This is a genomic window from Streptomyces malachitofuscus (genome assembly GCF_055571035.1).
Map to the genome: position 1 here is coordinate 22,444 of NZ_JBVIGA010000036.1, position 25,910 is coordinate 48,353.

Genomic DNA, 25,910 nt, shown 5'->3' on the forward strand with positions numbered 1-25,910 from the left:
CTCTCTCAGCACATACGACGCCCCGCCGTTCGAGTCGGGCAGGGGTTTCGGCGAGGATGGGAAGGCCGTCCGACACCTGGTGTGGTGCCGGCCACTTCCTGGCAGTGAGGACTCCTGTGCGACACCGGAGACGGCCACCGCACGTCCATTGGCGTAACTTCGGGGAACCGGCCGCCCCAGCAGCGCTCGGGGCGTCACAGGCGAGGAGTGCAACATGGAGGACGCACAGGACATGGCCCGCAGGCTGCGCGCCGTGTGCGATGAGCTGTCGGAGCGCTTCTACGAGCGGGCGGACGTCGTACGGACGCTCGCGGTGACGCTGCTGGCCGGGCAGCACTCGCTGGTGCTCGGACCGCCCGGGACCGCGAAGTCGGAGCTGGCGCGGGAGCTGACGGGCCGGATCGAGGGGGCCGCGTACTGGGAGATCCTGCTGTCGAAGTTCACCGCGCCGACGCGGATGTTCGGCCCGATCGACGTGGCCGCGCTGGCCCGGGGCGAGTACCGGCAGGTGTACGACGGGCGGGCGACCACCGCGCATGTCGCGTTCATCGACGAGATCTTCAAGTGCTCGACGGCCGCGCTCAACGAGACGCTGGGCTACCTCAACGAGCGGATCTACCACCCCGAGAACGGCGGGGCCCCGATCCGCTGCCCGCTGATCGGGGCGATCACCGCGAGCAACGAGCTGCCGGACGGGGAGGATTCGGCCGCGATCTACGACCGGCTGCTGGTCCGGATCGAGGTCGGGTATCTGGAGGACCCCTCGAACTTCGCCGCCCTGGTGCGTTCCGCCGTCGGCCGCCCCGCGGCACCGGAGCCCCCGACCACCGTGGAGCTGGCCGCGCTGCGGCACGCGGTGACCGAGGGTGTCCCGGCCGTGGACGTGCCCGACGTGATCGTGGACGCGGTGGTGACGCTGCGGGCCGCGCTGCGCCGCAAGGAGCTCGTCGCCTCCGACCGCCGGTGGCGGCAGGCGGTGGGCCTGCTCCAGGCGTCCGCCTACCTCGACGGGCGTACGGCGGTGGCGGAGACCGATCTGTCGGTGCTGACGCATGTGCTGTGGGACTCCCCCGCCCAACGCCCGGCCGTGGAGCGGGAGGTGCTGCACCTGGTCAACCCGGACGCCAAGGAGGCGCTGGACCTGGCCGACGTCATCGAGGAGCTGGAGACCCAACTCGACGCCATGGCCGGTCAGTCCCGTGAGGCACTGAGCGAGTGGGTCATCAAGAACGCTCACCACAAGCTCGCCATGGCAGGCAAGCGCCTGGAGCGACTGCGGGAGGAGGCGGCGAACGCCGGCCGTTCCACCACCGCAATCGACCGGGTCACCGGCCGTCAGCGCGCGGTCCGCGCCCGTGTCCTCACCGAGGCCCTCGGCATGGACGCGAGCATGCTGCAGGCACAGCCATGAGGCGGCACCATGAGTGACACGCACAGCAGATTCGACGAGCTGGCGGGCAGCTGCGGGAAGTGGCTGTCCCTGTCCGCCGCCACTGCCGGACGGCACAAGACGGTCGTGGTCGCGGATCCGTTCGAGCGGTTCGCGTGGCGGGACGTATACGAGCAGTCGGCGGGGTTGCGCGAGCTGGCGGCCGAGCTGCGCTCCCGCCACGTCCCCGCCCCCGACCTCCTCGCGGACGTGTTTCTGGCCGCCTACCAGGCCGCCCCGCGCCTGCGCGACCGCGCGGAGATGGCCCCGTCCCACATGGTCAACCACCGGGTCGTCGCCTCACTGCTGCACTCGCCGGAGTTCGCCGGGCTGCACCGGGAGACAGCCGGTGACTCATATGCCGCCGCCCTGGCCGTACTCGCCCAGGCCTCCGTACTGCGCGGTCTCCTCGAGCGCTCCCAGGAGGCCGGAGACCGCGCCGCGGGGGCGGACAGGGCCCACCAGGAGGCCGTGACCGCGGCGAGCGCCGTGAGCGAGGCGCTGCGGCAGGCCGCCGAGGAGGCCGACGAGAACGGCGCCGTTCCCGCTTCGGCTGCCGATGCCGTACGCCGATCGATCGAGGCGGCCGAAGCTGCCGAGGCCACCGTCCGGCAGGAAGCCCGTGCCGCCGCGCGGGCCCTCGCTGTGGCGCTTCCCGGCATCCGTGCCGCCGCACGGAACGCGACGGCGCCAGCGGCCGAGGCAGTCCGGCAGGAGGCCGCGCTGATGCGCGCGTGGGGCGTCGGTGCCGGCGAGCCGGTGCGGATGCCGTTCGACGAGCGCGCGCGGCTCGCCGAGCGGCTGCGCGCCGGCAGGCTCGCGCAGTGGGCCGAACTCATCGGCCGTTTCCGGCGGATGGCCGGCGGCGAGCGCGCCCGCAAGGTGGAGAACGTCGCGGGCGAACTGGTCGGTGTCACCCTCGGTGACGACCTCTCCCGGGTCATCCCCTCCGAGCTGGCGGTCCTCGGTGTGCCGGAGCTGCGCGCGGTGTTCGCCGCGCGCTACGCCGCCGGGGAGCTGATGCTGTACGACTCCCAGGGCGAGCAGACCACCGGACAGGGCGCCGTCATCGCGTGTGTGGACACCTCGCACTCCATGTACGCGGAGGGGCCCGGTGGGGTCACCCGCGAGGCCTGGTCCAAGGCATGCGCCCTGGCCCTGTTCGACCAGGCCCGCCACGCCGGACGTGACTTCGTCGGCATCCTCTTCTCCGCCGCCGACAAGATCCGGGTCTTCCGCTTCCCCGCCGGTCGGCCCGCCCCCGTCACCGATGTCCTCGGCTTCGCGGAGACCTTCCTCGGCGGCGGCACGGACTTCCAGCGTCCCCTGAGCACGGCCGTGGACCTGCTGGAGCGGGAGTTCAACGACACGGCCCGCAGACGCGGTGACATCGTGATGATCACCGACGACGCCTGCGAGGTGACGGAGACGTGGGTGCGCGGCTGGAACGACGCCAAGCGCCGCCTGGGCTTCCGTCTCTTCGGCGTGGCCGTCGCCACCCCGGACTCCGCCACCGCGTCCGGATCGGTCCTGGAGTCCCTGTGCGACAACCTCCGTACCATTGACGACCTTACGGACGTCCACACCGCCGCCGACCTGTTCCGCCTCATCTGACGGGGCGCCACCACTGGCGTGACGCCGGCCCATGACCCATGGGTGGAGAGCCGAGGCTTGCCCCGGGCTCGTCTGCCCTGGTCGGCTCTCTCCTGCTGTGACACGGTGACATCACTGGCCCGCGTACGTGGGTGCCAGGCATGCGCTGACCGGTGTGTTCTCCGCGCTGCGGCCGGAGTTGGCGCCGCAGACGATCTCGATCACGCTGGGGCATCCGACCTTCGCGGCGGGCGGCATGGCCGAGGAGTTCGTACGGAGGGTGTGTGGCGGGCCACCGCTGGCCCCGAGATCACCGCGGACGACGTGGCACGCGAGGTGCTCAGGGCGGTGGGTGCCGACCGCGACCGCGTACGGGTCGGCAACACCGCGAGACTGGCCTGGCGGGTGAGACGTCCGGTACCCCGTGTGTATGCGTGGCTGATGGCGCGGCGGCTGCGCGGGGTCGGGTGACTGCGGATTCATGCGGGTGCGGCTTGGTCATACGCGTCGCGGAACCGGCCAGCTGACCGGCCGTCAGGTGCGGCCGGGCGAGTGGGTACGCTGTCGTGATGCATGACGACAAGCTCGATGCGGACCAGGCGGTCAGGGACACGCTCGCGCCCCTGAAGACCGTGGACCGAGGAACCTACGACCGGGCGGTGGGCTATGTGCTCGAGGGTGCCGGGCCGTCCGACGGTGAGGCCGGGATCCTTTCGGCGTTGGAGGCGCTGCCTGCCGAGGAGGCGAGGCGGCTGATCGACTTCCTCGACGAGCCCGGGCCCGGGGGCCGCAAGGGCTTCGTCTCTCCGGACGTCGTCGCGCAGCTCGCCGCGCTGCACCCCGGCTGGACCGCGTACGCCGCCGAGCGCACCCGCGGCGTGGTGTACGCGGCCGCGGACCCCGCGGCGATCGCGCGGCTCGGCAAGGTCCTGCTCGCCGTGACGCGCGAGGTGAGGCTTGGCACCTACGACGAGTCCCATGGATACGTCGAGATAGACGCCGTCCCGCAGGGCGTGCCGGCCTGGCTCGCTCTGGTCGTCAACGACGCGGCGTGGATGGGCTATGGGTGGAGGAAGGTACCCGCGCTGGAGTTCATCGCGTCGCGATGGACCCCCGACTTCGTCCGGGACGTGGCGGTCGCCGGCGACGTCTCCGAAGACGCCGCGACGAGCGTGGCCCTCACCGTGCTGCTCGAACGGCACGCACCAATCCGTAACGACTTCGACAAGCTGGTCGAGACCCCTGCCGGATGGGACTTCCTCAACCGCCACGCCGACGTCGTCCACGAGGTGGTACCCCTGCTCACCACCGCGGGGAAGATCAAGACCGTCGCGTTCGTGAGCCGGGACCTGTCCGTGCACGGCGGGCTCCTGGCGCAGCTCGCGGTCGACGACCAACGGCGGGTCAGGGTCGCGGCGCTCGCCGAGCTCGCACGCCTCGACGCGCGCACACAGACCGGGCTACTCGCGCCGCACCTCCTGACCGCGCCCGTTCAGGCACTGCGTGAGGTGCTGGCGCAGCTGACCGGGCTCGACGGCGGCCCTGCGGCGATCGACGCCGCGCTCTCCGCGATACCGGACGATGCCGACCGGGCGGCGGCCCTGCGCACCGTGGCCGAACGCGGGCGCGCGCAGCGCGCGCCGGTGGCGGGGCTGGAGGTTCCCGCTCGCCGGCCGGTGCCGCCGGACACGCTGCCCCCGGACCTTCACGAGGCGCTGACCGGGCTGGCGACCGGTGCCCGGTTCTCTACCACTGCCCTGACCGAGGGGCTGCAGGATCTCACCGACGTGCGGGACGTGCTCGGGGTGCTGGCCGACCAGGGTCTGCCCGATCCCGCGCGACGGCTCGCGTCGTTCCTCACGGTGCGCACCGACGGGACGTACGGCCCGACGATCGGTGACTGCCTGTCCGAGGCCGACGCCGAGCGGTGGTGGCCCCTGTTCGCCGAGCGGCTGGACCTGGCGGACGAGTACCTGGAGCTTCTCCCCGGACCGGACCGGGCCGCCCGCCCCCCGACGACCGCCGCGATGCTGAAGATCCTCGCCCACTTCCCGGTGGTCCCCGACGTGCTGGTGCCCCGGCTGACCGGCCTTGCGCTGAGCGACACCCGCTACCGGCGCGGTGCACGGCGCGTGCTCGCCCGGCACCGGGTGGCCCGCGCGTCCGCGGAGCGAGGGCTGCGCGACGGCGCAACGAAGACCCGCGCGTCAGCGGCCGAGTGGCTCGCGGAACTGGGCGAGGCGGACGCCGTCGTGACACTTCGGGCCGCGCTGGCCACGGAGACCAGTGACCTGGTGCGATCGGTCCTCGCCAGAGCCGTCGAGGCCACCGGCGCAGGGACCGCCGTCGAGCCCGGGTGGTTCCCGCTGGAGCTCGTGCCCGCCGCCGCCTGGGAACCCGGGGCATCCGTCCCGCCGCAGGTGCTGCGGAGGTGGTTCCCAAGGGCTCTCGACGAGCTGGGCCGGTTCCGGGAGAAAGCCGAGGAGCTGGGCGTTCCTCGCGAGGACATCGATGCGTGGCTGGGGATCGCGCGCCCGTCGGCCGTGCTGAACACCCGGGGGTCCGGACCGGTCGTCGGCCGGCTGGGCGGACCGGTGCTGCTGCCGCCCGACATGCGGTTGCCCGGCGAGGAACCGGACGACGAATGGGCGGACCCCCTCATCGCGACGATCGACCTGAGCGCGCTGCCCGACGGCGCCACGAACCTGCCGCTTCCGGGAACCGGCACGCTGATGCTGTTCGCGACTCCCGGGCTGGGAGAGACCTCGGGGTCGGCGGTGTACGTCCCGGCGGGCACGCCGGTCGAGGAGCGGCACCTCGAGTTCGACCCGGACGGTTACATCGACGCCGACGAGTTCACGCGCGAGGTGTCCGGCGACCTGCACGTGGAGTACGTGGCGTCCCTGCCGGACTACGGAGTCGACGAGGTCTGCGCCCCCCACCGGTTGGCCGACATCCCAGGGCACCCCAGCGTCCACCGCCTGTTGCGCACGGCGTGGGACAGCGTCCTGGAGGAGTATCCCCACAGGTTCCGTCGGTTGCCCGATCTCGAGCTCGGCGGGTACCCGCACGAGAACGAGGGCGACGGCGACCCCGTCGCGTACGTCTCGCAACGGACCGGCATCGACGAGTGGGTGTTGCTGGCGACCTGGAAGCCGCGCGTGGACGGCTTCGAGTCGTCGACGATCTACTGGGCGGTCCCGCACGACGACCTCGCGGTGGGAAGGCTCGACCGCGTAAGGATCGACGATCACTCCAATCCCTGATCCCGTCCGGGACGCCTGCGGAGTCCGGACCGCTCGCAGCCGTTCGGACCCGCGATCCGGCCGTGCCCGTTGCCCCTGACGCTGACCACCTCGTGGTCGAGCGGGGTTCCTGGCGACCAGCAGGTGCAGGGGGACGCCGAGCCGGGCGAGGGCGGCGTCGACGACGTCCATTTCCTTGTGGCAGCCGCCGACCAGGCACACGGCCGCCTCCGCAGCCGGGATACCGAAGGCGTCCCGGGCCCGGACGCGTTCGACGTCGGTGATCCGGTCGCCTTCATCGGCGACGGCGAACGGCCGCACCTGGAGCGGCAGACGGGGGAAGCGGGCGGCCGGCTCGTCGCGATACGGCGTCGGCGGGCCCGAGTACCCGGGTACGCCGTTCGCCGTGGCGGGTCAAGCGGCCGATCAGCCGCAGCGCGGCGTTCTCGGTGGTCACGAGCTTGTGGACGAACCGGGTGTGCGGCCCGCCGAGCAGCCCGGCGGCGCCGTGCAGGGCATCGCTGGCGCTGAGCACCACCAGCCGTGGTCATGGGCCATGCAAGGCGGCGACCGGCGCGGATACAGGCGGCCTCGGTCAGGCAGCGGGCCACCAGCGTGACCTGGTGCGGAAAGCGCCGTACAGCCGTGGGCCACCAGCCGGAGGCGAACGCCCGCCGCCCGGCAGCGGCCACCGCCGCGGCGGCGGTCCCGATCGCCGCCAGCACGGCCGGCACCGCCCCGGCAGGTCCGGTGACACCCGGCGAGCACTACCTCGACTCCGGCTGCCCCTCCGCCATCTGATTCACTCCGCCGCCGCTCAAGGCATCACCATGGTCACCCGGCCTGCTCGACCACTCGCCCCAGGCCAAGGCCCACTCCGGCTACGACAAGAGCGCCTTCCGCATCGACTGGAAGACCCGCCAGGTCCGCTGCCCCGAAGGCCGCACCAGTGCCGGCTGGCACCCGGTCAAGCAGCATGGCCGCGACGCCATCGTGATCGTCTTCGCCCGCTCCGACTGCTGTGACTGCCCCGCCCTGAACCTGTGCATCGCATCCTGGCGCGGTCAGCATCGAGGGCACCATCAACCAGGCCCTGGATGTCACCGGCCTGTGCCGGGCCCGCTACCGGGGCCTGGCGAGAGTCTGCCTCCAGCACGCAGCCGTACGACCCCCCAGCCGCCGTCGAGGCGCAGGTTCTGCGGTTGCGGCTGCGGCGCGAGCACCGCATCGCACCCGTGCGGCTGGCTGGCCCGCAACGGCATCTCCGCCTCCACCGCCCACCGGACCTTGCTCACACTGTGGCGGAAGAGCCAGTGGCCGGACGAAGCGCTCGTGGTTTGACGACTTCTCTGGCTGCGCTCCTCGTTCTTGGCCTCTCGCACCCGCGCTCACGCCGTGCGAAGAACAGCGCGGTACAGAGGTTCCTGGTTCCCGTGCAGGGCCGCATGGAGTGCGGCGGCGAGTTCGCGGGCCCGCTCTTCGCCCGGCACGCTGTGAATATCGAAGTAGATCGGTCCTGTGTGGGCGTCTGCACCGATCTCGCGGTTGTCGACCATGCGGATGATCGCGGTCTGGACAGTGTCGTGCGCGATGTCGTCAACGAAATGTCCGGGGCCGGCGGTGAGTGTGTCCGCCTTCACGGTCCACCGGGGCCCGTCTGCTTCGATGGCGACAAAGACGGCTCGGTGCGCCATGGGTGCCGGTATGTCGTGTGGAAAGCATCGGTGCCTGAGGCATCCGGAATAAGAGAGGCGGGGTATGGAACCGGCAGCGGCTGCATAGGGGGATTATGCAAGAGATCGTGCAGCCATCCCGGTCTCATGGCGATCTTGTGCCCCGAGCGTGATGTCGAGTCGATGGCCCGATGACGCCGCCTGCTCCGTTTCAGGTGAGTATCCGGAGCCGCGACCGGAGCCGCAGCCGATGTGGCATCAGATGCCTACAGCAACGTAATGCGGTGTACACCCATCGTCATGATCTACGACTCAGGGGGAGGAGTACAGGTGACGCCCTACACCCGATGTAGTACATCAGTCCAGATCCAGAGTCGGATCAATGACGAACAGTCCCGGGCGAGTATGAGCGAGTAACTCGGTCAGCGCCTCCGGCGCAGTTCTTGTGCCGGTGCTGCACCCTGCCCTTGCACCTCGACGGATTGGTCCCAGTGGCTACTTTTCTCTATCGACTTGGCAGGTGGGCGTTCCGGCGCCGCGGCCTTGTCGCCCTGCTGTGGGTGGCCATACTCGTGGGCGCCGGAGTCGCCGCGTCCACTGCGCCCGCGCCCCCCAAAGACTCCTTCTCGATGCCCGGCACCGAGTCGCAGGAGGCCTTCGACCTGCTTGAGGAGCAGTTCCCGGCTGCCAGTGCCGAGGGCGCTGCGGCGCGGGTCGTCATCCGTTCCCCCGAGGGCGAGAAAATATCCGACGCGGCCGGCAAGGCCAAGGTCGGGGAACTGGTCGCGGCCCTGCAATCCAGCCCGCAGGTCGCTTCGGTGACCGACCCGTTCGAAGCGGATGCCGTCAGCTCGGACGGTACGACCGCGTACGCTTCCGTGACCTACAAGGTCAACGCCATGGAGCTGACCGACCAGGCCCGCGACGCGCTCAGCGCCGCCACCGACACGGCGCGCGACGGCGGATTCACCGTCGAGGTCGGGGGCGACGCGGTCATGGCGGAACAGGAAGTGGGTGGCACCGCCGAGCTGATCGGCATCGGCGTCGCCGCCGTCGTACTGCTGCTGACCTTCGGTTCACTGGTCGCCGCCGGGATGCCTCTGCTCTCGGCGATCATCGGGGTCGGTATCGGTATCTCCGTCATCGGGGCGCTCGGCAGCACACTGGAGCTGTCCGCCACCACCTCGACCCTTGCCACGATGATCGGCCTCGCGGTCGCCATCGACTACGCGCTGTTCATCGTCTCGCGCTACCGGGCGGAGATCGCGGAGGACCGCAGCGCGCAGGAAGCCGCAGGGCGCGCGGTCGGTACCGCGGGCTCCGCGGTCGTCTTCGCCGGACTCACCGTCGTCGTGGCCCTGGCCGGTCTCGCGATCGTCAACATTCCTATCCTCACCAAGATGGGCCTGGCCGCCGCGGGCACGGTCGGCATCGCCGTACTGATCGCGCTCACCCTCACCCCGGCACTGCTCGGCTTCGCGGGAAAGCGGGCACTCAGCCGCAAGGACCGTGAGGCGCCCGCCGCAGCGCGGGCGGCCGCAACGTCCAGGCTCGGGACCCGCTGGGCCCGGTTCGTACTGCGGCGCCCGGTCACCGTACTGCTGATCGCAGGCCTCGGCCTCGGTGTCGTTGCCGTGCCGGCCGCCGATATGGAGCTGGGCCTGCCCGACGAGGGCAGTTCGGCCCCCGACACCACACAGCGCAAGGCCTACGACTTGCTGTCCGAATCCTTCGGCGCCGGATTCAACGGCCCACTTCTGATCACTGTCGACGCACGCGGGGCCGACGACCCCAAGGCCGCGGCCGACGCCGTCGGCAAGAAGATCACCGGACTGGGCAAAGCCGCTGCTGTCACCCCGGCCAGCTTCAACAAGGCGGGCGACACCGCCATTCTCACCGTGGTGCCCAAGACCGGCCCGAGTGACGCAGCCACCGAGTCCCTCGTGTACGACATCCGTTCGCTTGCCAGTGACATCAAGGCGGACACCGGCGCGAGCATGCTGGTCACGGGCGCGACCGCGTTGACCATCGACTTCTCCCAGACCTTGGACGACGCGCTCGTGCCGTATCTGGCGCTGGTTGTCGGGCTCGCTTTCCTGCTCCTGATGCTGGTGTTCCGATCCGTTCTTGTCCCGCTGAAGGCTGCCCTCGGCTTCCTGCTCTCTGTGGCCGCGGCGCTCGGCGCGGTGGTCGCGGTGTTCCAGTGGGGATGGCTCGCGGATGTCTTCGGAGTGGATCAGCCGGGTCCCATCATGTCGATGATGCCCATCTTCATGATCGGCGTGGTCTTCGGCCTTGCCATGGACTACGAGGTCTTCCTCGTGACCCGTATGCGGGAGGCCCACGTACACGGCTCGTCCGCCGCCGATTCCGTCGTCACTGGCTTCACCCACGGCGGCCGGGTCGTCGCGGCGGCCGCGATCATCATGATCAGCGTCTTCTCCGGCTTCATCATGGAGGACGATGCCATCATCAAGATGATGGGCTTCGGTCTCGCGATCGCGGTTCTCTTCGATGCCTTCGTTGTGCGCATGGCCATCGTGCCCGCGGTGCTCGCGCTGCTCGGCAGTAACGCGTGGTGGCTGCCCAAGTGGCTGGACCGCCTCCTGCCGAACGTCGATGTGGAGGGTGAAGGGCTCCACGGGGAGCTGAACAGCACGGCGGGGGCAGTACGCGAGCCGGAGACGGCCGGAGTCTGAGGCCGTCTGTACGGCCCTTTCGTGAAAGGCATTGTGCCTGGCACCTGGTCGCTCCCACTCGCGGACGTCCGTCTCGCCCGGATGCTCAGCGTGGTCGTTTCGGCGACGCGCCCGCCCCGGCGGGCGCTGTACGCCTTCCTCGACCTGATTCCGTACTGCATCCCACGCGATCGGGCCTTTTGAGCGAACGTACGTGGGCGTGCACGGATCCCTGCATGGGGTCCACCGGATCTCAGGGACAGCGTGCTTGCTCATGGCCGGGGTCCGGGCCGCGTTCATGGCGGTCGTGCCCCGCGTCACCGCTGAGATCTCGTCGTCGGAGAGCATGGCGCGCGCCGCCATCCGGCCGGCGTCTGCGCGGCAGGTGGTCGCCTCCTTCGGCCGTTGTCAGCCGCCGGCGTGACCTGCCCGGCCAATCGTGTCCTGCTTGTTTCAATTCCGCAGTTCCTCCGCGCTGCCCCCGATCTCGCGGGCCACCGCGCTGACGGCCCTTCCCGAGGAGCGGCGCCGACGGGTCATTGAGCGGTGGCTGACCGGCTACCGTTCACCCACCCGCTCATGAATGCTCTCCGCAACCACCGGGCCTCTCTTGGCCTGTCACCGCTCTCCACTGCTGCACACGACGCATTCGTCTCATCGCACCGGACACGGTCCTGATCGTCCAGCTCGCGCACCGCTTCTGAGCGCATGCCCTGACGGAGCGGGCGTTGCGATTTCGTTATCGTCCGGGCCAGGTCCGATCACACAGCCGGCTCAGCCTTGAAGGCCATGATCGTTCATCACAAGAGACTGGCGGCAGCCCGGTTTCGTGGTGGGGCACGCCTCCGTTGGCGGGGCGTCGTCGCATGTCCAGTAGGGCCGTCGTGAAGGCGTCATCATGCCGCGTTCCCGAACACCTTGTGGGCGGACGTGCGCGTCAGTCCTCCCTTCCCTTTGTCCTCGAGACGAAAGATTCGACATGAGACATGGCATGTGCATGCGTTTATCTTCCGGCGGGCGGTTCGCCGGGAGGCGCCGTCGTGCGACCGCTCCGTTGTGGACACTCGCCGTAGCTGCCGCACTGACCGCGAACGGAATGTCAGGGGTAGGGCAAGCTGCTGGTGCTTCCTCCCGTACTACAGCAGATCGGGTGACAGCCGAACACACTGTGGGGCGGAAGAGCGCGAAGACGGTGACGCTGATCACCGGCGACCAGGTGTCGGTCGCTGCGGACGGCTCTGTCGCCGGGATCAGGCGGGGCAGCGGCCGCGAGGGCGCCTCGTTCTCGGTTCGCGAGGCCGACGGGCACAGCTTCGTCATACCCTTGGACGCGGCGCTGCTCGTGGCCCAGGGCAAGCTGGACCGACGGCTGTTCGACGTGACGCAACTGCTCGCGTATGGCTACGACGACGCGAGCCGTTCCGACCTGCCACTCATCGTCACCTATGCCGGGGACGAGACCCCCACGACGAGCGCCTTCCGTGACGCACGGGCCCGGGTGGGCCAGACTCTGAACGCCATCAACGGTGTGGCGCTGCGAGCCGACAAGCGGGGCCACTCGGCGCTGTGGCACACCCTCACCAACGGCGATGACGGTGGGCAGGGCACCGCGCGGCTGTCCGAGGCTCCAGTGGCGAGCCAGGTGAAGAGGGTCTGGCTGGACGGCAAGCGCCAAGCCGGCCTGGACAGAAGTGTGCCGCAGGTGGGCGCGCCGACGGCCTGGGATGCGGGCTTCGACGGCAGCGGCGTCAAGGTCGCCGTGCTGGACACCGGAGTCGACCAGACGCACTCCGACCTGGCGAGCCAGGAGATCGCCGAACGGAACTTCACCGACTCCGCCGACAACGTCGACCGGGTCGGCCACGGCACGCACGTGGCCTCGACGGTGGCCGGCACGGGCGCGAAGTCGGACGGCAGGTACAAGGGCGTCGCGCCGGGAGCGCGCATCCTGGACGGCAAGGTCCTGGACGACACCGGCAGTGGCCTGGACTCCGGCATCATCGCGGGCATGGAGTGGGCCGTGGCCGAGGGCGCTCACGTGGTCAGTATGAGCCTGGGCGGCACCGACACCCAGGAGGTCGACCCGCTGGAGGAGGCGGTGAACCGCCTCTCGGCCGAAACGGACACGCTGTTCGTCATCGCCGCAGGCAACTCGGGAGAACTCGGTGAGGGCACCATCGATTCGCCGGGCAGCGCTGAGGCCGCGCTGACGGTGGGTGCGGTGGACAAGTCCGACGCGCTGGCCCCCTTCTCCAGCCGTGGCCCACGTGTCGGAGACGGGGGAGTCAAGCCCGATCTGACCGCGCCGGGTGTCGACATCACCGCCGCCGCTGCCGCCGGGAGCGATGTGGCGAAGTCAGCCCTTGCCGAGACCCCCGGCTATGCGACTTTGAGCGGCACGTCGATGGCCACTCCGCATGTCGCCGGCGCGGCGGCCATCCTCGCGCAGCGGCACCCCGACTGGACCGGCGAGCGGATCAAGGCCGCCTTGACCGCTTCCACCGAGCCCGGCCCTTACGGCGCGTACCAGCAGGGCACCGGCCGCGCCGACGTGTCCCGGGCGATCGGGCAGACTGTTGTCAGCGAGGGCCCGGTCAGCTTCGGCCGCCCGAAGTGGCCCCACCACGACGATGTGGCAGTGACACGGGAGATCACGTACCGCAACCTCAGCAGTGAGCCGGTCGTGCTGAACCTGGTCATCGAGGCGCTGGGTGCGGATGCCAAGCCCGCCCCTGATGGCATGTTCGCCCTGTCGTCGCGGCAGGTCACCCTTCCCGCGGGCGGCACGGCGAGCACCTCGGTGACCGCCGACACCCGCGTCGGCGGAGAGTCCTACGGAGCGTTCGGCGGCTCGGTGACCGCGGTCTCGGACGACGGGCGGACCTCGGTACGCACTGCCTTCGGCGTGGAGCGCGAGGCCGAGTCCTACGACCTGACCATCAAGCACGTAGGCGACGACGGCAAAGCCTTCCCGAGCGGCTGGACGACCGTTGAGGGCCGGGACACGTCCTACTTCCAGGTCTCCACCGATCCGGCGGACGGCGAGGTCACCGTGCGCCTGCCGAAGGGCAGTTACGCTCTCACCGGCATCCTCCCCGCCGATGGGGCGGCCGCAACGACGGCATCCCTCCTCCTGGCTCCGGCGCTCGATCTGACCAAGGACACCACGGTCGTCATGGACGCGCGCAAGGCCAAGGCCACTCGCGTGACCCTCCCCGATACCGGAGCAGTGAACAACCACGCACAGTTCATCCCGGGCTACACCGCATCGGACGGACGGCGCCTCCACTACATTCCGCCCATCTACGACTTCCCCGATTTCCAGAGCTTCAAGGTCGGCCACATCGGGCCCAAGGTGTCAAAGCAAGTCGCATACGCCCAGTACAGCGGCTTTTGGACACGCCAGTCGGCTGACGGGCACGCCGTGAACTATCGCCTCGCGTGGAACCGGCAGGGTTCGCTCGGCGGCTTCACCGCCCACGTCCGGCGCAAGCAGCTGGCCGAGATCGACTTCACGGTCGGCAGGCCCGGCCCCCTCCCGACCGCTCAGATCTCGGCGATACCGATAACGCCCATCGGCGAGCTCGGTGCCGACTTCAGTACCCCGACGGAACGTCCCCTGCCGTTGCGGACCACCGAATATGTACTTGGCAACGGAGTCAGGTGGACATACGGCGTAGACCAATTCGAGGCCGATTACTCCCAGTCGGCACCCGCAATGGCATACGCGCCGAACCGCAGGTACACCGCGTTGTTCAACGCCGGTGTCTTCGGTCCTGTCCTGTCCACGGCCAAGGGCGAACCGGGGTGGGGAGGACGTGCAGGGCTCGCTCGGAGCGGGAACACGATCAAGGCCCACCTGCCACTGTTCGGTGACAGCGGCGGGCATGAGAGCAGCACCGCCGGGGCGAGGGTGGTGAGTTCGCTCCGTGCCGACGGTAAGGAGATCACCACCGACGGGGATCCGCTGAACATTGCCTGGTACTCCGTTCCCGCCGAGGACAGCCGTTACGAACTGAGCGTCGATGCCTCCCTGGACCCAGAATTCTTCCGCGTCAGCACCCGTGTGCACGCCCAGTGGACGTTCGACTCGGCCCATGTCGAGGAGGGCAACTGGACGCGGCTGCCGCTGTCCGTGGTCCGCTTCGCTCCCGAGCTGTCACTGACCAGTACGGCGAAGGCCGGCACGAGATTCGAGGTGCCTTTCACCGTCCAGGGCGCGGGCACCGCGGCCACGGCCAAGAAGCTGGCGTTCGAAGTGTCCTACGACGAGGGCAGCACCTGGACCACGGTCGAAGCCATCGACGGTGACCATCTGGTGCTGGACCACCCGGCGCAGCCCGGCAGCGTCTCCCTGCGTGCCAAGCTGACCGACCGTGACGGGAACACCTTGGTTCAGACGATCGACCGCGCCTACCTCACGGTGCGATAGGAGCAAGGGCCCCGAAGGCGATGTCGACGGCGTGTGCAAGGACCCATGGGCCTTGGACACGCCGTCGTTGCCTGCACCCGGCCCGTCCTTCCTGAGTGCCTGCTCTTTCCTGAGGCCAACATGACAGGACGCCGGCTGTGCCCGATCGGCGAACGGCTCGTTGGGCTGCGATGAGCAACGTCACGTCCAATACGGCCTGCGAGCCGGTACTGGGCCAAGTGCTTCATGCGGGTCCCAGAACAGCGGGGCAGAGCACTCGGCGGTCGGCGCCGGGTGCCAGGTCACATGGTTCCGTGCCTCACCGCCTCCATGGCAGATACCTCAGGTGGTCAAGCCGGCGCTGGTCAGCCAAATGTGTTCGCAGGTCGAAGCTGCCTTGTGCAGCTCCTCGCGGGATTCCTGTGACGCATGGTAGAAGGTCCGCTCGATCATCCAGCACAAGGCGCGTGCCATCGCCGGGGCCTCGTCCGGCGCGGTGCCGGGCTGGATGCCGGCTCGTTCGAGGACGGCGGTGATGGCCGCGATGAACAGGTCGGCCGTGTGGTTCCACAGCTCGCCGATCTCCGGCACGGTCAGCGACAGGTCGATCGCCGTGCGCATGACCAGGCCGTGCTCGTTCCACAGCTCGACCGTGCGCTGCATTGCTGCTGCGATGGCCTGGCGGGGCTCGTCCGTCTGCGCGGTGGCCCGGGACCGTTCCCACAGGTGCTCGACGGTCCGGGCCACGAGCGCGGTGACCACTTCTTGCTTGGAACCGAAGTAGAAGTACAGGGCGCCGCGTGTGATGCCGGCGCCCTGGGCGATGTCGCCGACGGTCATGGCGTCGTAGCCCTGGTGCGCCAGCAGGGCTTCACAGGTGTCGAGGATCGCCCGCTCCCGGACATCGCCCTTGCGTACGGTGGTGCGACGGCCGCGTGCGGGGCGGTGGCCGGGCATCAGAGCTGAGCGCCCTCGGCGAAGTCGGTCGTACGGGAGAGCGTCTCCCACGCGCGGATGTCCTCGTCCACGGCCGTGCGCGCGGCGGTGACCAGTCGCAGCGCGTCCGAGCCCAGGACGAGGTGGGCTGGCGGTTTGTCGACCGAGGTGATGTGCACGACGGCGTCCCCGGCCTTTGCCGGATTGCCCAGCTGGTTGCCGCTGGCCTTCTGCCGCGCTTCACGGATGGGGGTGAACAACTCGTCGTAATCGTCGACGGTCCGCGCGGCGCGTGTCATGGACCGTCCGGCCCAGTCGGTGCGGAAGGACCCGGGCTCGATCGCCGTCACATGGATCCCGAACTGCGCGACCTCCTTGCCCAGCGCCTCCAGGATGCCTTCCAGGGCGAACTTGCTGCCGCAGTAGGCGGACATGCCGGGCACGGCCATGAGCCCCCCCATGGAGGTGACGGCCATCAGGTGTCCGCGGCGGCGCCGGCGCATGTGGGGCAGGGCCGCCTGCAGGGTGGCCACTGCCCCGAACACGTTGACATCGAACTGCCGCCGCACCTCGGCCAGCGGGGTTTCCTCGAAGGTGCCCTCAAGGCCGTAGCCGGCGTTGGCGATGACGACGTCCAGGGGGCCGACGCTCTGTTCCACTTCCGCGACCACACCGGGGACGGCGGTGTCGTCCGTCACGTCCAGGATGCGTCCATGAGCGTGCCCGGGTTTGAGCTCTTCGAAGGCTCGCAAATCCTCCTCGGAGCGGACGGTGCCGACGACGGCGTGCCCGGCGGCAAGGGCGGCTTGGGCGAAAGCGCGCCCCAGGCCCGTGCTGACGCCGGTGATGAGCCAGTTCCGCTTCTCCATTGCTCTCCAGAAAGGTCTCGCGGGAAGCCGGGACGCTTCTTCCTGCTGAAGCCTACACGGTGTCGATTTTTTTCGTTGCTGCGTCGATTCAGTGCAGGCGTCCAGGCGTGCCGGGTGCGGCGGCCGGCTGACGGTCTTGAGCTCCGGCCGGTGACATGCACCCGCTCAGGACCAAGCGGGCTCGTCCATTCCGTTCCCTTTGCCCTGTACCCGGGCCGGAGACGCGTGCCGGCACACCGACGCGTTCGAACACCTTTTACGTCTGCGGAGCATCAGGACAGGCGTCGTCCGACTGCGACTTCATCCACCCGTTCCCGAACACATGGACGGTCACCTGGGTGGTGAAGACGCCGTCCCGAGAGGCATCCGCGAACCCCTCACTCATGCCGGCCACCGTGCACACCAACTGCAGCATGGCTGGATGACTGAGGGGAGTGACATCATTCGGAAGCTCGACGGAGACCTCAGTGCCGCTGTGGACCGTCGCATCCGCTGTCCCCGAAAGGCGGGGCAGCTCCGTGGTGGCCGTCCTGGCTTCTTCGGCGGTCGGGCCGTCGAACAGCTCGTCCAGTACGGTCCTGAGGTCCGCAGGAGCATTGATCGTGCGGGGATAGGCTGCCGGATCACCGTCGTCCAGGAAGTAGAGGAAGATGACGTCCGGCACGGCGGGCTCCGAGTCGGCGTCGAACAGGCCGCTCGCCGGCGCGCCGGCCTCGATGACATCGGACGGGGGTACCCCACACGCTGTCAGCATGAGCGCGGTCGCGAGTCCCAGCAGCGGCAACCAGCGCGGCCCTTTCACCAGGTCTCCTCGGCGGAGGTGCAGTCGGCGGCTGCGATGTCGCGGCGCAGGGGGATCCTGACCGTGAAAACCGCTCCGCCACCGGCAAGGTTGGCGGCGCTGATGCGTCCTCCGTGCAGGCGCACGTTCTCCGCTGTGATGGCGAGTCCGAGTCCGCTGCTCTCGCTCCTGACGCGTGTGGTGTCCACCTTGTAGAAACGCTCGAAGATGTGGGGCATGGCGTCCTCAACGATGCCCGGTCCGTTGTCGGTCACTTGGATGACGACCCATGGCGCTTGCGCTTGCTCCTCGCTCACATCGATGGCCAAGTGCACCGGCGGCGCTCCGTGCCGCAGTGCGTTGCCGATCAGGTTGGCCATCACCACATCGATCCGGCGCGGGTCCACTCGTGTCCGCAGCACGCCCGGCCGGGGCAGGCGGGTCGTCACGCGGTTCTGCCAGCCCCGAGTGGTGAGGGTGTGCTGGACGAGCTCGATCAGATCGATGTCGTCCAGGCTGAGTTCGGCGACGCCGGCGTCGAAGCGGGAAATCTCCATCAGGTCGTTCACCAGCACATTCAGCCGGGTGGTTCCCTCGCTGATGAACCACAGGGCTTCTCCTGTGTCGCGGTTCACGTGCAGCGCGTTTCCGTCGAGCACGTCTGTGACCGCGGACATCGCCGCCAGCGGCGTCCGCAGCTCGTGGGAGACATCCGCGACGAAGCGGCGCGCCTGAGCCTCCAGGCGGCGCGACTCCGCGAGCGAGAGCTCCAGAGCTTGCGCCATGTGATTGAAGGACTGCGAGAGGTCGGCCAGTTCATCGGACCCGCGGACGGCCAGCCGGACATCGAGGTGTCCCTGGGCCATGCGACCTGTCGCCCGGCGCAACGCCCCCACCGGACGGAGAACACCGTTCGAAGCCAGTATGGCCAGGAAGACCGCGAGGCCCAGGGCCACCACGGTGGCGTGCTCGATGGCGCTGACGATCGCATCGACATAGCCCTGTTCGGCTTTCTGCGACACCACCAGGTACATCGCCACTCCAGAGAGTTCGTCCTCCTGGCCGTTGTCGTACGTGACCGGCATGCCTACGACGAGGTAGGGGCGCCCGTCGGTGCTCACCCGCTGGAAGACGGCGGCGCGTTTGGTGTCCACCGACCGGCGGAGCTGCGGGCTGATTGTGTCGAAGTCCGCACTCGGTGCCGAGGCCCGGACGTTTCCGTACGTGGCGAGCACCCGCCACCCCTGGAACTGGTTGGCGGAGAGTACCTGGTTCACCGCCTTTTGCAAGTGGGTTCTGCTCGGTGCTCTGGGCATGTAGGCGGCTGCGGCATCGACGCTGGTCCGGAACCGACGGATGACGGAGTCCTGGTTCTGCTGCAGCACCCCTGTGCGTGCCTCCCGGAAGGCGAGGGCTCCGGCGCCCAGCGCACTGACCATCGCCACGAGGACGAAGGCCACGACGAGGCGGGAGCGCAGGCTGCGCAGGGAGAACAACGCCCGAGCCAGGCCCGGTTGAGGAGACCTCGCGGGCTCGGAGACGTGCGCGGGTGCGGCTGCCTGGCGCTCGCGTACGCACGCGCGTACTGATTCCTTGCCGCTCACGGGGAACCGAAGCGGTACCCGAAGCCGCGAACGGTCTGGATGTACTGCGGATGTCCGCCCAACTCACCCAGCTTGCTGCGCAATCGCTTGACACAGGCATCCACGAGCCGTACATCGCCGTAGTAGTTGTGCTCCCACACCGCTGTCAGCAGTTGGGGACGGCTGAACACCTGTCCGGGCGAGGCTGACAGGGTCAGCAGCAGTCGGAGCTCGGACGGAGCGAGCGCGACGGGTGCACCACGGTGTGTCACCACCAGCCCGGCCCGGTCGATGACGAGTTCCCCGTGAGACTCCGCTCTGGGCCGTACGGAATCGGGGACCGCAGTGTCCTGCCTGCGGAGCACGGCCCGTATGCGGGCGTCGAGCACCCGGGCCCGGACGGGTTTGACCACGTAGTCGTCCGCGCCGGCCTCCAGTCCCACGATCACGTCTATGTCGTCGCCTTTGGCGGTCATGATGATGATCGGCACTTGGTCACGGATTCTGATGCGTCGGCATGCGTCAAGGCCGGAAATTCCGGGCAGCATGAGGTCGAGCAGGACGACATCAGGGTGGAAGGGGTGGAGCTGCTGCAACCCCTCTTCGCCTGTCCCGGCAGCAAGGACGTCGTGTCCCTGGTGCTCCAGCCCGAACTGAACGGCATGACGGACGTCTGGGTCGTCTTCGACAACGAGGACTCGTGGCACTTCGGCAGTGTAGGCAGCCCGCGTTCGTCCCCCTACTCGCGAAAGAGTCCTTCCCCGCAACCGTTGCAAGGATCACATCGGCACGCCGCGAGCACTCACCCGCCGAGTCGACCGAAAGAACCGTTCGTTATCGATCCGTGATGATTTGAACTCATGGCGATCATCCGAAACGGCCATCTTGACACGCCATGCGCTTGGCACGGCAGCAGGAATACGCATCGACCACAGGCAGCGTGACGTCCCTCAGCGGTGGTCGTCACCGCCTCCCACGAACACGCGGCCGGTGGTACGCGGTCGGCACGCTACTGGCTGCGGGCCTGCTCGGCCCTGCCGCGTTCCTCGTGTACGACATGTCAAAGGACACGCCGCACCGTGAGCCGTCCTCGCGGGACGTGGCATCCGTACCCCCCGCCCCCGCTCCGGCACCCAGCCCTTCCCCGACTCCCACCGAGATCGACATCCCCCCGACGGGCACCGGAACCTTCGTCACCGCGCCGACCGGCGGGGCCCCGGCCGGTGACGGCCCCAGTCCGCTCCGGTACAGGGTGAGAGTCGAGACCGGCATCGCCATCTCGCCGGCCGAAGCGGCGGACGAGATCGCCGGGATACTCGCCGCTCCACGGGGCTGGACCGACAACCGCTCCTATGCGTTCCAGCTGGTGGGCGCGGGAGAGCCGCACGACCTCACAGTGACGATCGCGACACCGGGTACGACGGACGCACTGTGCTGGGCGGGCATCCGGCAGGACACCGGAGGCAGGTACAACTGCGAGGTCCCCGACGGCGTCGTGGTGAACCTCAAACGCTGGGTCAAGGGCTCGCCCACCTTCGACGGTCCGATCCATGACTACCGGGCGTTGATCATCAACCATGAGATGGGGCACTTCCTCGGCCACGCGCACATGACCTGCGCAGGACCCGGTCAACTGGCCCCCGTCATGATGCAGCAGATCAAAGGCCTGCACGGATGCATCGCCAACGCCTGGCCCTACGACAAGAACGGCCAGTTCGTCACGGGACCACCTGCGCAGTGAGCCCGCGGCGGTCCAGGGCCTTGAGCGGACCGTACCCGTGCCGCTCCGCGATCCGGGAGCCTGAAAACCGTGACCGGGAAAGGTGATCACGTAACTGTTCGCCCGACACCGGACAGTGAACTGCTGGGGCCCCGCCGTATCGCCCGCCAGCGGCGGTCGGTGCCTGGAGCTGAGCATGATCTCGGCTTCGTGATCACTCTGAGGATCCTGGGGCGCCGTCCGGACCGTCACCTCGATTCTGGCCGGTGGCTCAACAACGGTGATCGCCTGGCCCAGTCGTCGTCAAACGAGCCCCCTTGGCGGGCCCGACCGGTGGATCCGGCACGGCTGAGCGGAGCGACACCGGCGCCCTGGCCGGAGCAGCACCCGTCTGCGGGGCGCCGGCGGGTGAAGGCCGGTCACTCTCCCTCGCCACGGCTGTCCAGGGGCGGCAGCATGGTCGCGGTCGGCTCACTCGGTGAGCTCGGCGATCTTCGGCGCCGTCTCCGCTCTGACCGCACGCCCCCCGCTCCCCCACGACGAGGTGGTTGGGGGCCCGGCAGCCGAGGGTGAACGGGAGCGTCTGGTTGGCCCCGAAGAGGCACGATGTCATGCGGGGATCTGGGAGAGGATCGTCTCCAGGCCGAAGGCGAAGCGCTCGTCGAAGTTTCGCCGGAGGTGGGGCATGACCTGCTGCAGCGCCGGGTGCGTGCTGGGCTTGACGGCCTGGGCGAGTCTCTCGTCCCCCTCGTCGGGGGCGGCTTGCTCCTCCTGGGCCAGGCCGAGGGTGAAGTAGCTGACTGTCCAGACCGTCCATGCCGCCTGCCGCTCGTCGGCGCCGGCATCGAGGAGGGCGTTGATGAGGCGGTCGGCGAAGCGCAAAGTGTTCGGTTCGGCTGGGTAGGTCCCGGTGACCAGGGCGGCGCCGTCGCGATGGGCGAGGAGCGTCCGTCGGTAACGGCCGGCCAGTTCGCGGAATCGTTCCAGCGGGGCGTCGGGCAGGGCGTCATAGCTGATGCCGGCGAGGATGGCGTCGGCCATCAGCTCCAGCATCCGGGCCTTGGTCTTCACGTGCCACAGCACGGTGTTCATGCGCACCCCGAGGCGGTCGGCAACCGCCCGGGTGGAGAGGCCGTCCAGCCCCCGCTCTTCCAGTACGTGGAGGGCGGCGCTGATCACGGCGGTGCGGGTGAGCTGGCCCACGGCGTTTTCTCCGGCTTGCTTCTTGGTCACTGACCTAGTTTACTGCCGTCCCGGCATATTGGTCACTGACCAAGAACGCGTTGAAGGAGAGACCATGAACCACCAGGTTGTCGTCGCAGGTGCCGGACCCGTAGGCCTGTGGCTGGCCGGCGAACTACGCCGTGCGGGCGTCACCGTCGCCGTGATCGAGCCCCGCACCGAACGCGACTCCCGCTCCCGGGCCCTGACCGTGCACCCCCGCACGATCGAGACCTTCGCCTCCCGCGGTGTGCACCAGCAGTTCGTGAGCGAGGGCATACCGCTGCCCGGCGGCCACTTCGGCGTCCTCGACTCCCGCCTCGACTTCCGCGGCCTGCCCAGCCCGTTCCCCTACACACTCGCCCTGCCCCAGGAACGCACCGAGGCGCTGATGGAAGGCCAGGCCCTCGACCTAGGGGTGGACATCCTGCGCGGGCACGAGGTCACCGGCTTCACCGACCACCCCGACCACGTCGCCGTCCAGATCACCGGACCGGACGGCCCCGCCACCCTCCGGGCGGACTACCTGGTCGGCTGCGACGGCGCTCGCAGTACGGTGCGCACCGCAGCCGGCATCGACTACCCAGGCACCCCCTCGACCGTGCTCGGCTGGCTCGGCGACGTGGTCCTCGATGACCCGCCCGCTCCCGGCTACAGTTACTTCGGGCCCGCCGGAACCCTCATGGTCGTCCCCATGCCCCGCGGCGTCCACCGCCTGGTCGGCATCACTCCCCGCGACCTGACCACCACCTGGCCCGGCGACCTGACCCTGGACGAACTGAGCGAGAACGTCACCGCCATGGCCGGCACCGACTTCGGCCTGCGCGATCCCATCTGGCTCTCCCGCTTCGGCAACGCCACCCACCTGGCCGACCAGTACCGCAAAGGCCGCGTCTTCCTCGCCGGTGACGCCGCCCACCAGCACTTCCCCGCCGGCGGCGTCGGCATGAACGTCGGCATCCAGGACGCTGCCAACCTCGCCTGGAAGCTCGCCGCCACTCTCAACGGCTGGGCTCCCGACGCCCTGCTCGACACCTACCACACCGAACGGCACCCCGTCGGCGCCGACCTCACAGCCACCAGCCGCGCCCAGGTCGCCCTGATGACCGCCTTCACCCCAGAAGGACTCGACCTGCGCGGTCTGCTCGCCCAGCTGATCACCGCTCTGCCCGACCTCAACCACCACCTGGCAGCCAAGGTCAGCTCCCTCGCCGTCACCTACCCGCCCACCGCCCCCGGCGCGCACCCGCTGACCGGCACCCGCGCCCTCGACCTCGCCCTGGGAGACACCAGCCTGTTCGCCCTGCTGCGCGCCGACGGCTACCTCCTGCTGGATCTCACCGGCAGCGGCCGTCTCACCGGTTCCCCACGCCCCGGGCTGCACGTGCACACCGCCACCCCGTACCAGCCCCGCGAGGACTTCGCCGACGTCCGCGCCGTCCTGGTCCGTCCCGACGGCCACATCGTCTGGGCTAGCACCGAACAGGACGACACCGCCCTCACCGAGGATCTCACCGTCACCCTCGCCACCACCCACCGGAAGTGAAGTGAGCCGCCTCCTGACCGTCCAGCGCGTCGCCCCTGGCCTGCTCCAGTCGGAGGACTACACGCTCGCGCACTGCGATGGTGTGGAGGACGGAATTGAGCTGGCGGTCGCCGGAACGGGAGAGCCGGTGGCGGGCCTTGTCCGCGCTGGCGATCTCCGCCGGGGCGGCACCGGCGTAGTTTGCGAACGCCGCCGAGGTGGCAACCGGTGAGCCCGTCGGGTGCGGCCGATCAACCGGGCGGCGGCGTCCCACGGCACGCTACGAGCGGCCAACCCGACCGCGTGCCGCTGTCCCCGAACAAGTCGGCGGTTCAGTTCCAGTTGCCCCGCGTGCGCCGTAAGCGGCCGGTTGAGTGGGTAGCTGCGCTGCCGCCCGTACGAGGCGGATCGGACGGCGGCAGGCGGGAAACTTGGTCACACCGGTGCCTGGCGGCGGGACCGCCGGGGGCGTCTATGCCCCGTGGAAGACAGCTGTGGTGGTATGACCAGATGGCCAGACACCGGTCGTCACGGGAGTGTGTCACACAATGATGACCGTGCGCTCCCCCGGCGCATCTTCGTTCGCCCACGCTTTCTCGATGTCGGCGAGTGGCATCGGACGTGGGCGGACAGTCATAGCGCCTGAGCTGATCGCGGCGGCGAGCCCAGGAAGGTCTCTGCGGTAGAAGTCGGGTGACACGGTGGCGAATCCGCTTCCCAGGATGCGGATCGCATTGGAGATCAAGGCGAACCCGCGCAATGTGATCTCCGGACCGCCGCCTCCTCCGATCTGAATCCAGTCGAGCTGGCGTGTGTGCCCGGTGCGTGCCTCAAGGATGGCGTGCATGGCGAGTTCCGTAGGCGGCCCCCATACGTAGTCGAGCACTACGTCGACTTCCGCCGCGGCCTTGGCGTATGCGGCCGCGGTGGCAGACGCGTTGGGCGTGAGGGCGACCACCTCGTCGGCTCCCTCGGACAGCAGCTCGGTCAGGCGAGCTTGATTCCGACCGGCCGCGATCACCTGTCCTGCGCCGAGATGCCGTGCGACCTTGACCGCCATGGAGCCGGCGTTTCCCGTGGCACCGATCACCAGTACCGACTGCCCGGCCGTGAAGGGCGCCCGCGCGCGGAGCGCCACCCATGCCGACAGGGCCGGGTTCATGGTGGCTGCGATGACCGCAGGGTCCGCGTCGGCGGGGAGCGGGATCGCGTCGTCGGGGTGGATGACGATGCGCTCCGCGAGCGTGCCGGTGGCGGGGGCCATGACGTAGGCGAGGTTTCCGCAAGGCCTGCGTACGACGGCGTCGACGCCTGCCATGAACGGCAGCCGAGTGGCGCTTGCGAAGTGCTTCCCCGCGGCGATACCGCGCGTTGCCGGGTGCACTCCCACGGCGATTACGTCGGCTGTCTCGTGGCCGGCGGCGGCCTGTGGTTCAGGGATGGTGCGGTAGCGCGGCGGTTCGTCGAAGGATTCCACGAGTGCGGCCTTCATGGTGGTGATGAACTCCTTAAGATGCATGTGCGTATCTAAGCGAAAGCTAGATGGCCGCGGTAAGATACGCAAATGGACCTAAGGTCGGGGAGGGGGACGAGTGAGAGCGCTCGAGCCGAGGCGCCGGCTCGCGGGCATCGTGCCGGTGGCGCCAGCCGCCGCCGCGGGGCCGAGCTGGAGAACGCGATCCTCGACGCCGCGTGGGAGGTTCTGGTCGAGCACGGATACTCCGGCTTCACCTACGAGGCAGTCGCGGCTCGCGCCGGTACGAGTCGCCCGGTCCTCTACCGGCGCTGGCAGCAGCGCGAAGACCTGCTGCTGGCCACGCTTGCCCGGCACTGGCAGCCCATCGACGTACCCGACACCGGCAGCCTCCGCGACGACGCGATCGGCTTTCTGCGAAACGCCAGCACAGATCGCGCACAAACGGTCATATTAAAGAGCATCCAGCTCGGCGACTACTTCCGCGCCACCGGGACGAGTGCGAGCGATCTGCGCGAAGCGCTCGGCGGGGCGGACCAGCCGGGGCCCTTCACACAGATCGTCGACCGCGCCGTCGCACGTGGCGAACTACCCGACGAACAACGCCCCACCCGCATCGTCAATCTGCCCTTCGACCTGCTCCGCCACGACATGCTGATGACGCTTCGCCCGGTACCGGACGAAGCCATCGTCGAAATCGTGGACCAGGTCTGGCTGCCCCTGCTGGGTAGCTGGAGCAGTCCGTGGAAAGTGGCGGAGCATCGCCAATAGC

20 protein-coding genes are annotated in these 25,910 nt (G+C 69.3%); 10 read left to right on the top strand and 10 right to left on the bottom strand.

The window, feature by feature from the left end; all coding sequences use genetic code 11:
- Nucleotides 1-214: 214 nt before the first annotated feature.
- Both ACZ44S_RS35750 and ACZ44S_RS35755 read left to right on the top strand, forming a co-directional pair.
- Nucleotides 215-1,411, top strand: coding sequence for an AAA family ATPase (locus tag ACZ44S_RS35750; protein ID WP_466936938.1), 1,197 nt, complete (start codon nt 215-217; stop codon nt 1,409-1,411).
- Between the two features lie 9 nt (nt 1,412-1,420).
- Complete coding sequence (locus ACZ44S_RS35755) at nt 1,421-3,043, top strand: VWA domain-containing protein (protein ID WP_466936940.1); 1,623 nt, start codon at nt 1,421-1,423, stop codon at nt 3,041-3,043.
- Between the two features lie 111 nt (nt 3,044-3,154).
- Here ACZ44S_RS35755 and ACZ44S_RS35760 read toward each other — a convergent pair whose 3' ends face one another.
- A complete protein-coding gene (locus tag ACZ44S_RS35760) occupies nt 3,155-3,280 on the bottom strand; it encodes a hypothetical protein (RefSeq protein ID WP_466936942.1) in 126 nt (41 codons plus the stop codon).
- A gap of 24 nt (nt 3,281-3,304) precedes the next feature.
- Between ACZ44S_RS35760 and ACZ44S_RS35765 the strand changes: the two genes are divergently transcribed.
- From ACZ44S_RS35765 to ACZ44S_RS35775, 3 genes are all read left to right on the top strand, one after another.
- On the top strand, nt 3,305-3,493 hold the full coding sequence (locus ACZ44S_RS35765) for a hypothetical protein (protein WP_466936944.1): 189 nt from the start codon (nt 3,305-3,307) through the stop codon (nt 3,491-3,493).
- 98 nt (nt 3,494-3,591) lie between these two features.
- The gene (locus tag ACZ44S_RS35770; RefSeq protein ID WP_466936946.1) at nt 3,592-6,288 is read left to right on the top strand and encodes a hypothetical protein; all 2,697 of its coding nucleotides are present in this window, start codon (nt 3,592-3,594) and stop codon (nt 6,286-6,288) included.
- Between the two features lie 624 nt (nt 6,289-6,912).
- Nucleotides 6,913-7,068, top strand: a complete 156-nt coding sequence (locus tag ACZ44S_RS35775) for a hypothetical protein (RefSeq protein ID WP_466936948.1) — start codon at nt 6,913-6,915, stop codon at nt 7,066-7,068.
- A 587-nt stretch (nt 7,069-7,655) separates the two neighbouring features.
- On the opposite strand, the gene ACZ44S_RS35780 is transcribed toward ACZ44S_RS35775, so the two are convergent.
- Nucleotides 7,656-7,961 (bottom strand): hypothetical protein, encoded by a 306-nt coding sequence (locus tag ACZ44S_RS35780; protein WP_466936950.1) that lies wholly within the window; start codon nt 7,959-7,961, stop codon nt 7,656-7,658.
- A 470-nt stretch (nt 7,962-8,431) separates the two neighbouring features.
- Here ACZ44S_RS35780 and ACZ44S_RS35785 point away from each other — a divergent pair, with 470 nt between their 5' ends.
- Together ACZ44S_RS35785 and ACZ44S_RS35790 are read left to right on the top strand one after the other, a co-directional pair.
- Complete coding sequence (locus ACZ44S_RS35785; RefSeq protein ID WP_466937012.1) at nt 8,432-10,639, top strand: MMPL family transporter; 2,208 nt, start codon at nt 8,432-8,434, stop codon at nt 10,637-10,639.
- Nucleotides 10,640-11,942: 1,303 nt separating this feature from the next.
- Nucleotides 11,943-15,050 carry a S8 family peptidase gene (locus tag ACZ44S_RS35790; RefSeq protein ID WP_466936952.1) on the top strand — a complete coding sequence of 1,036 codons (3,108 nt, stop codon included), beginning with the start codon at nt 11,943-11,945 and terminating at the stop codon, nt 15,048-15,050.
- Nucleotides 15,051-15,371: 321 nt separating this feature from the next.
- On the opposite strand, the gene ACZ44S_RS35795 is transcribed toward ACZ44S_RS35790, so the two are convergent.
- The 5 genes from ACZ44S_RS35795 to ACZ44S_RS35815 form a co-directional block, all read right to left on the bottom strand.
- The gene (locus tag ACZ44S_RS35795; protein ID WP_466936954.1) at nt 15,372-15,986 is read right to left on the bottom strand and encodes a TetR/AcrR family transcriptional regulator; all 615 of its coding nucleotides are present in this window, start codon (nt 15,984-15,986) and stop codon (nt 15,372-15,374) included.
- Complete coding sequence (locus ACZ44S_RS35800) at nt 15,986-16,834, bottom strand: oxidoreductase (RefSeq protein WP_466936956.1); 849 nt, start codon at nt 16,832-16,834, stop codon at nt 15,986-15,988. Before ACZ44S_RS35800 ends, ACZ44S_RS35795 begins: the two co-directional genes overlap by 1 nt.
- 256 nt (nt 16,835-17,090) lie before the next feature.
- Nucleotides 17,091-17,636 carry a hypothetical protein gene (locus ACZ44S_RS35805; RefSeq protein ID WP_466936958.1) on the bottom strand — a complete coding sequence of 182 codons (546 nt, stop codon included), beginning with the start codon at nt 17,634-17,636 and terminating at the stop codon, nt 17,091-17,093.
- Nucleotides 17,633-19,054, bottom strand: coding sequence for an ATP-binding protein (locus tag ACZ44S_RS35810; protein ID WP_466937014.1), 1,422 nt, complete (start codon nt 19,052-19,054; stop codon nt 17,633-17,635). Before ACZ44S_RS35810 ends, ACZ44S_RS35805 begins: the two co-directional genes overlap by 4 nt.
- A gap of 161 nt (nt 19,055-19,215) precedes the next feature.
- Complete coding sequence (locus tag ACZ44S_RS35815; RefSeq protein WP_466936959.1) at nt 19,216-19,905, bottom strand: response regulator transcription factor; 690 nt, start codon at nt 19,903-19,905, stop codon at nt 19,216-19,218.
- 350 nt (nt 19,906-20,255) lie between these two features.
- On the opposite strand from ACZ44S_RS35815, the gene ACZ44S_RS35820 reads away from it, so the two are divergent.
- Nucleotides 20,256-20,939: a DUF3152 domain-containing protein gene (locus ACZ44S_RS35820; protein ID WP_466936962.1), complete on the top strand. Its 684-nt coding sequence runs from the start codon at nt 20,256-20,258 to the stop codon at nt 20,937-20,939.
- A 588-nt stretch (nt 20,940-21,527) separates the two neighbouring features.
- Here the strand turns inward: ACZ44S_RS35820 and ACZ44S_RS35825 are convergent.
- Nucleotides 21,528-22,151 carry a TetR/AcrR family transcriptional regulator C-terminal domain-containing protein gene (locus ACZ44S_RS35825; protein WP_466936964.1) on the bottom strand — a complete coding sequence of 208 codons (624 nt, stop codon included), beginning with the start codon at nt 22,149-22,151 and terminating at the stop codon, nt 21,528-21,530.
- A 64-nt stretch (nt 22,152-22,215) separates the two neighbouring features.
- Here ACZ44S_RS35825 and ACZ44S_RS35830 point away from each other — a divergent pair, with 64 nt between their 5' ends.
- Nucleotides 22,216-23,685 (top strand): FAD-dependent monooxygenase, encoded by a 1,470-nt coding sequence (locus ACZ44S_RS35830; protein WP_466936966.1) that lies wholly within the window; start codon nt 22,216-22,218, stop codon nt 23,683-23,685.
- Here the strand turns inward: ACZ44S_RS35830 and ACZ44S_RS35835 are convergent.
- Both ACZ44S_RS35835 and ACZ44S_RS35840 read right to left on the bottom strand, forming a co-directional pair.
- Nucleotides 23,657-23,938 carry a transposase gene (locus ACZ44S_RS35835; protein WP_466936968.1) on the bottom strand — a complete coding sequence of 94 codons (282 nt, stop codon included), beginning with the start codon at nt 23,936-23,938 and terminating at the stop codon, nt 23,657-23,659. The two genes, ACZ44S_RS35830 and ACZ44S_RS35835, sit on opposite strands and share 29 nt — an antisense overlap.
- Nucleotides 23,939-24,205: 267 nt before the next feature.
- Nucleotides 24,206-25,183 carry a quinone oxidoreductase family protein gene (locus tag ACZ44S_RS35840; RefSeq protein ID WP_466936970.1) on the bottom strand — a complete coding sequence of 326 codons (978 nt, stop codon included), beginning with the start codon at nt 25,181-25,183 and terminating at the stop codon, nt 24,206-24,208.
- A gap of 45 nt (nt 25,184-25,228) precedes the next feature.
- On the opposite strand from ACZ44S_RS35840, the gene ACZ44S_RS35845 reads away from it, so the two are divergent.
- Nucleotides 25,229-25,909 carry a TetR/AcrR family transcriptional regulator gene (locus ACZ44S_RS35845; protein WP_466936972.1) on the top strand — a complete coding sequence of 227 codons (681 nt, stop codon included), beginning with the start codon at nt 25,229-25,231 and terminating at the stop codon, nt 25,907-25,909.
- The last annotated feature ends 1 nt before the right edge of the window (nt 25,910 follow it).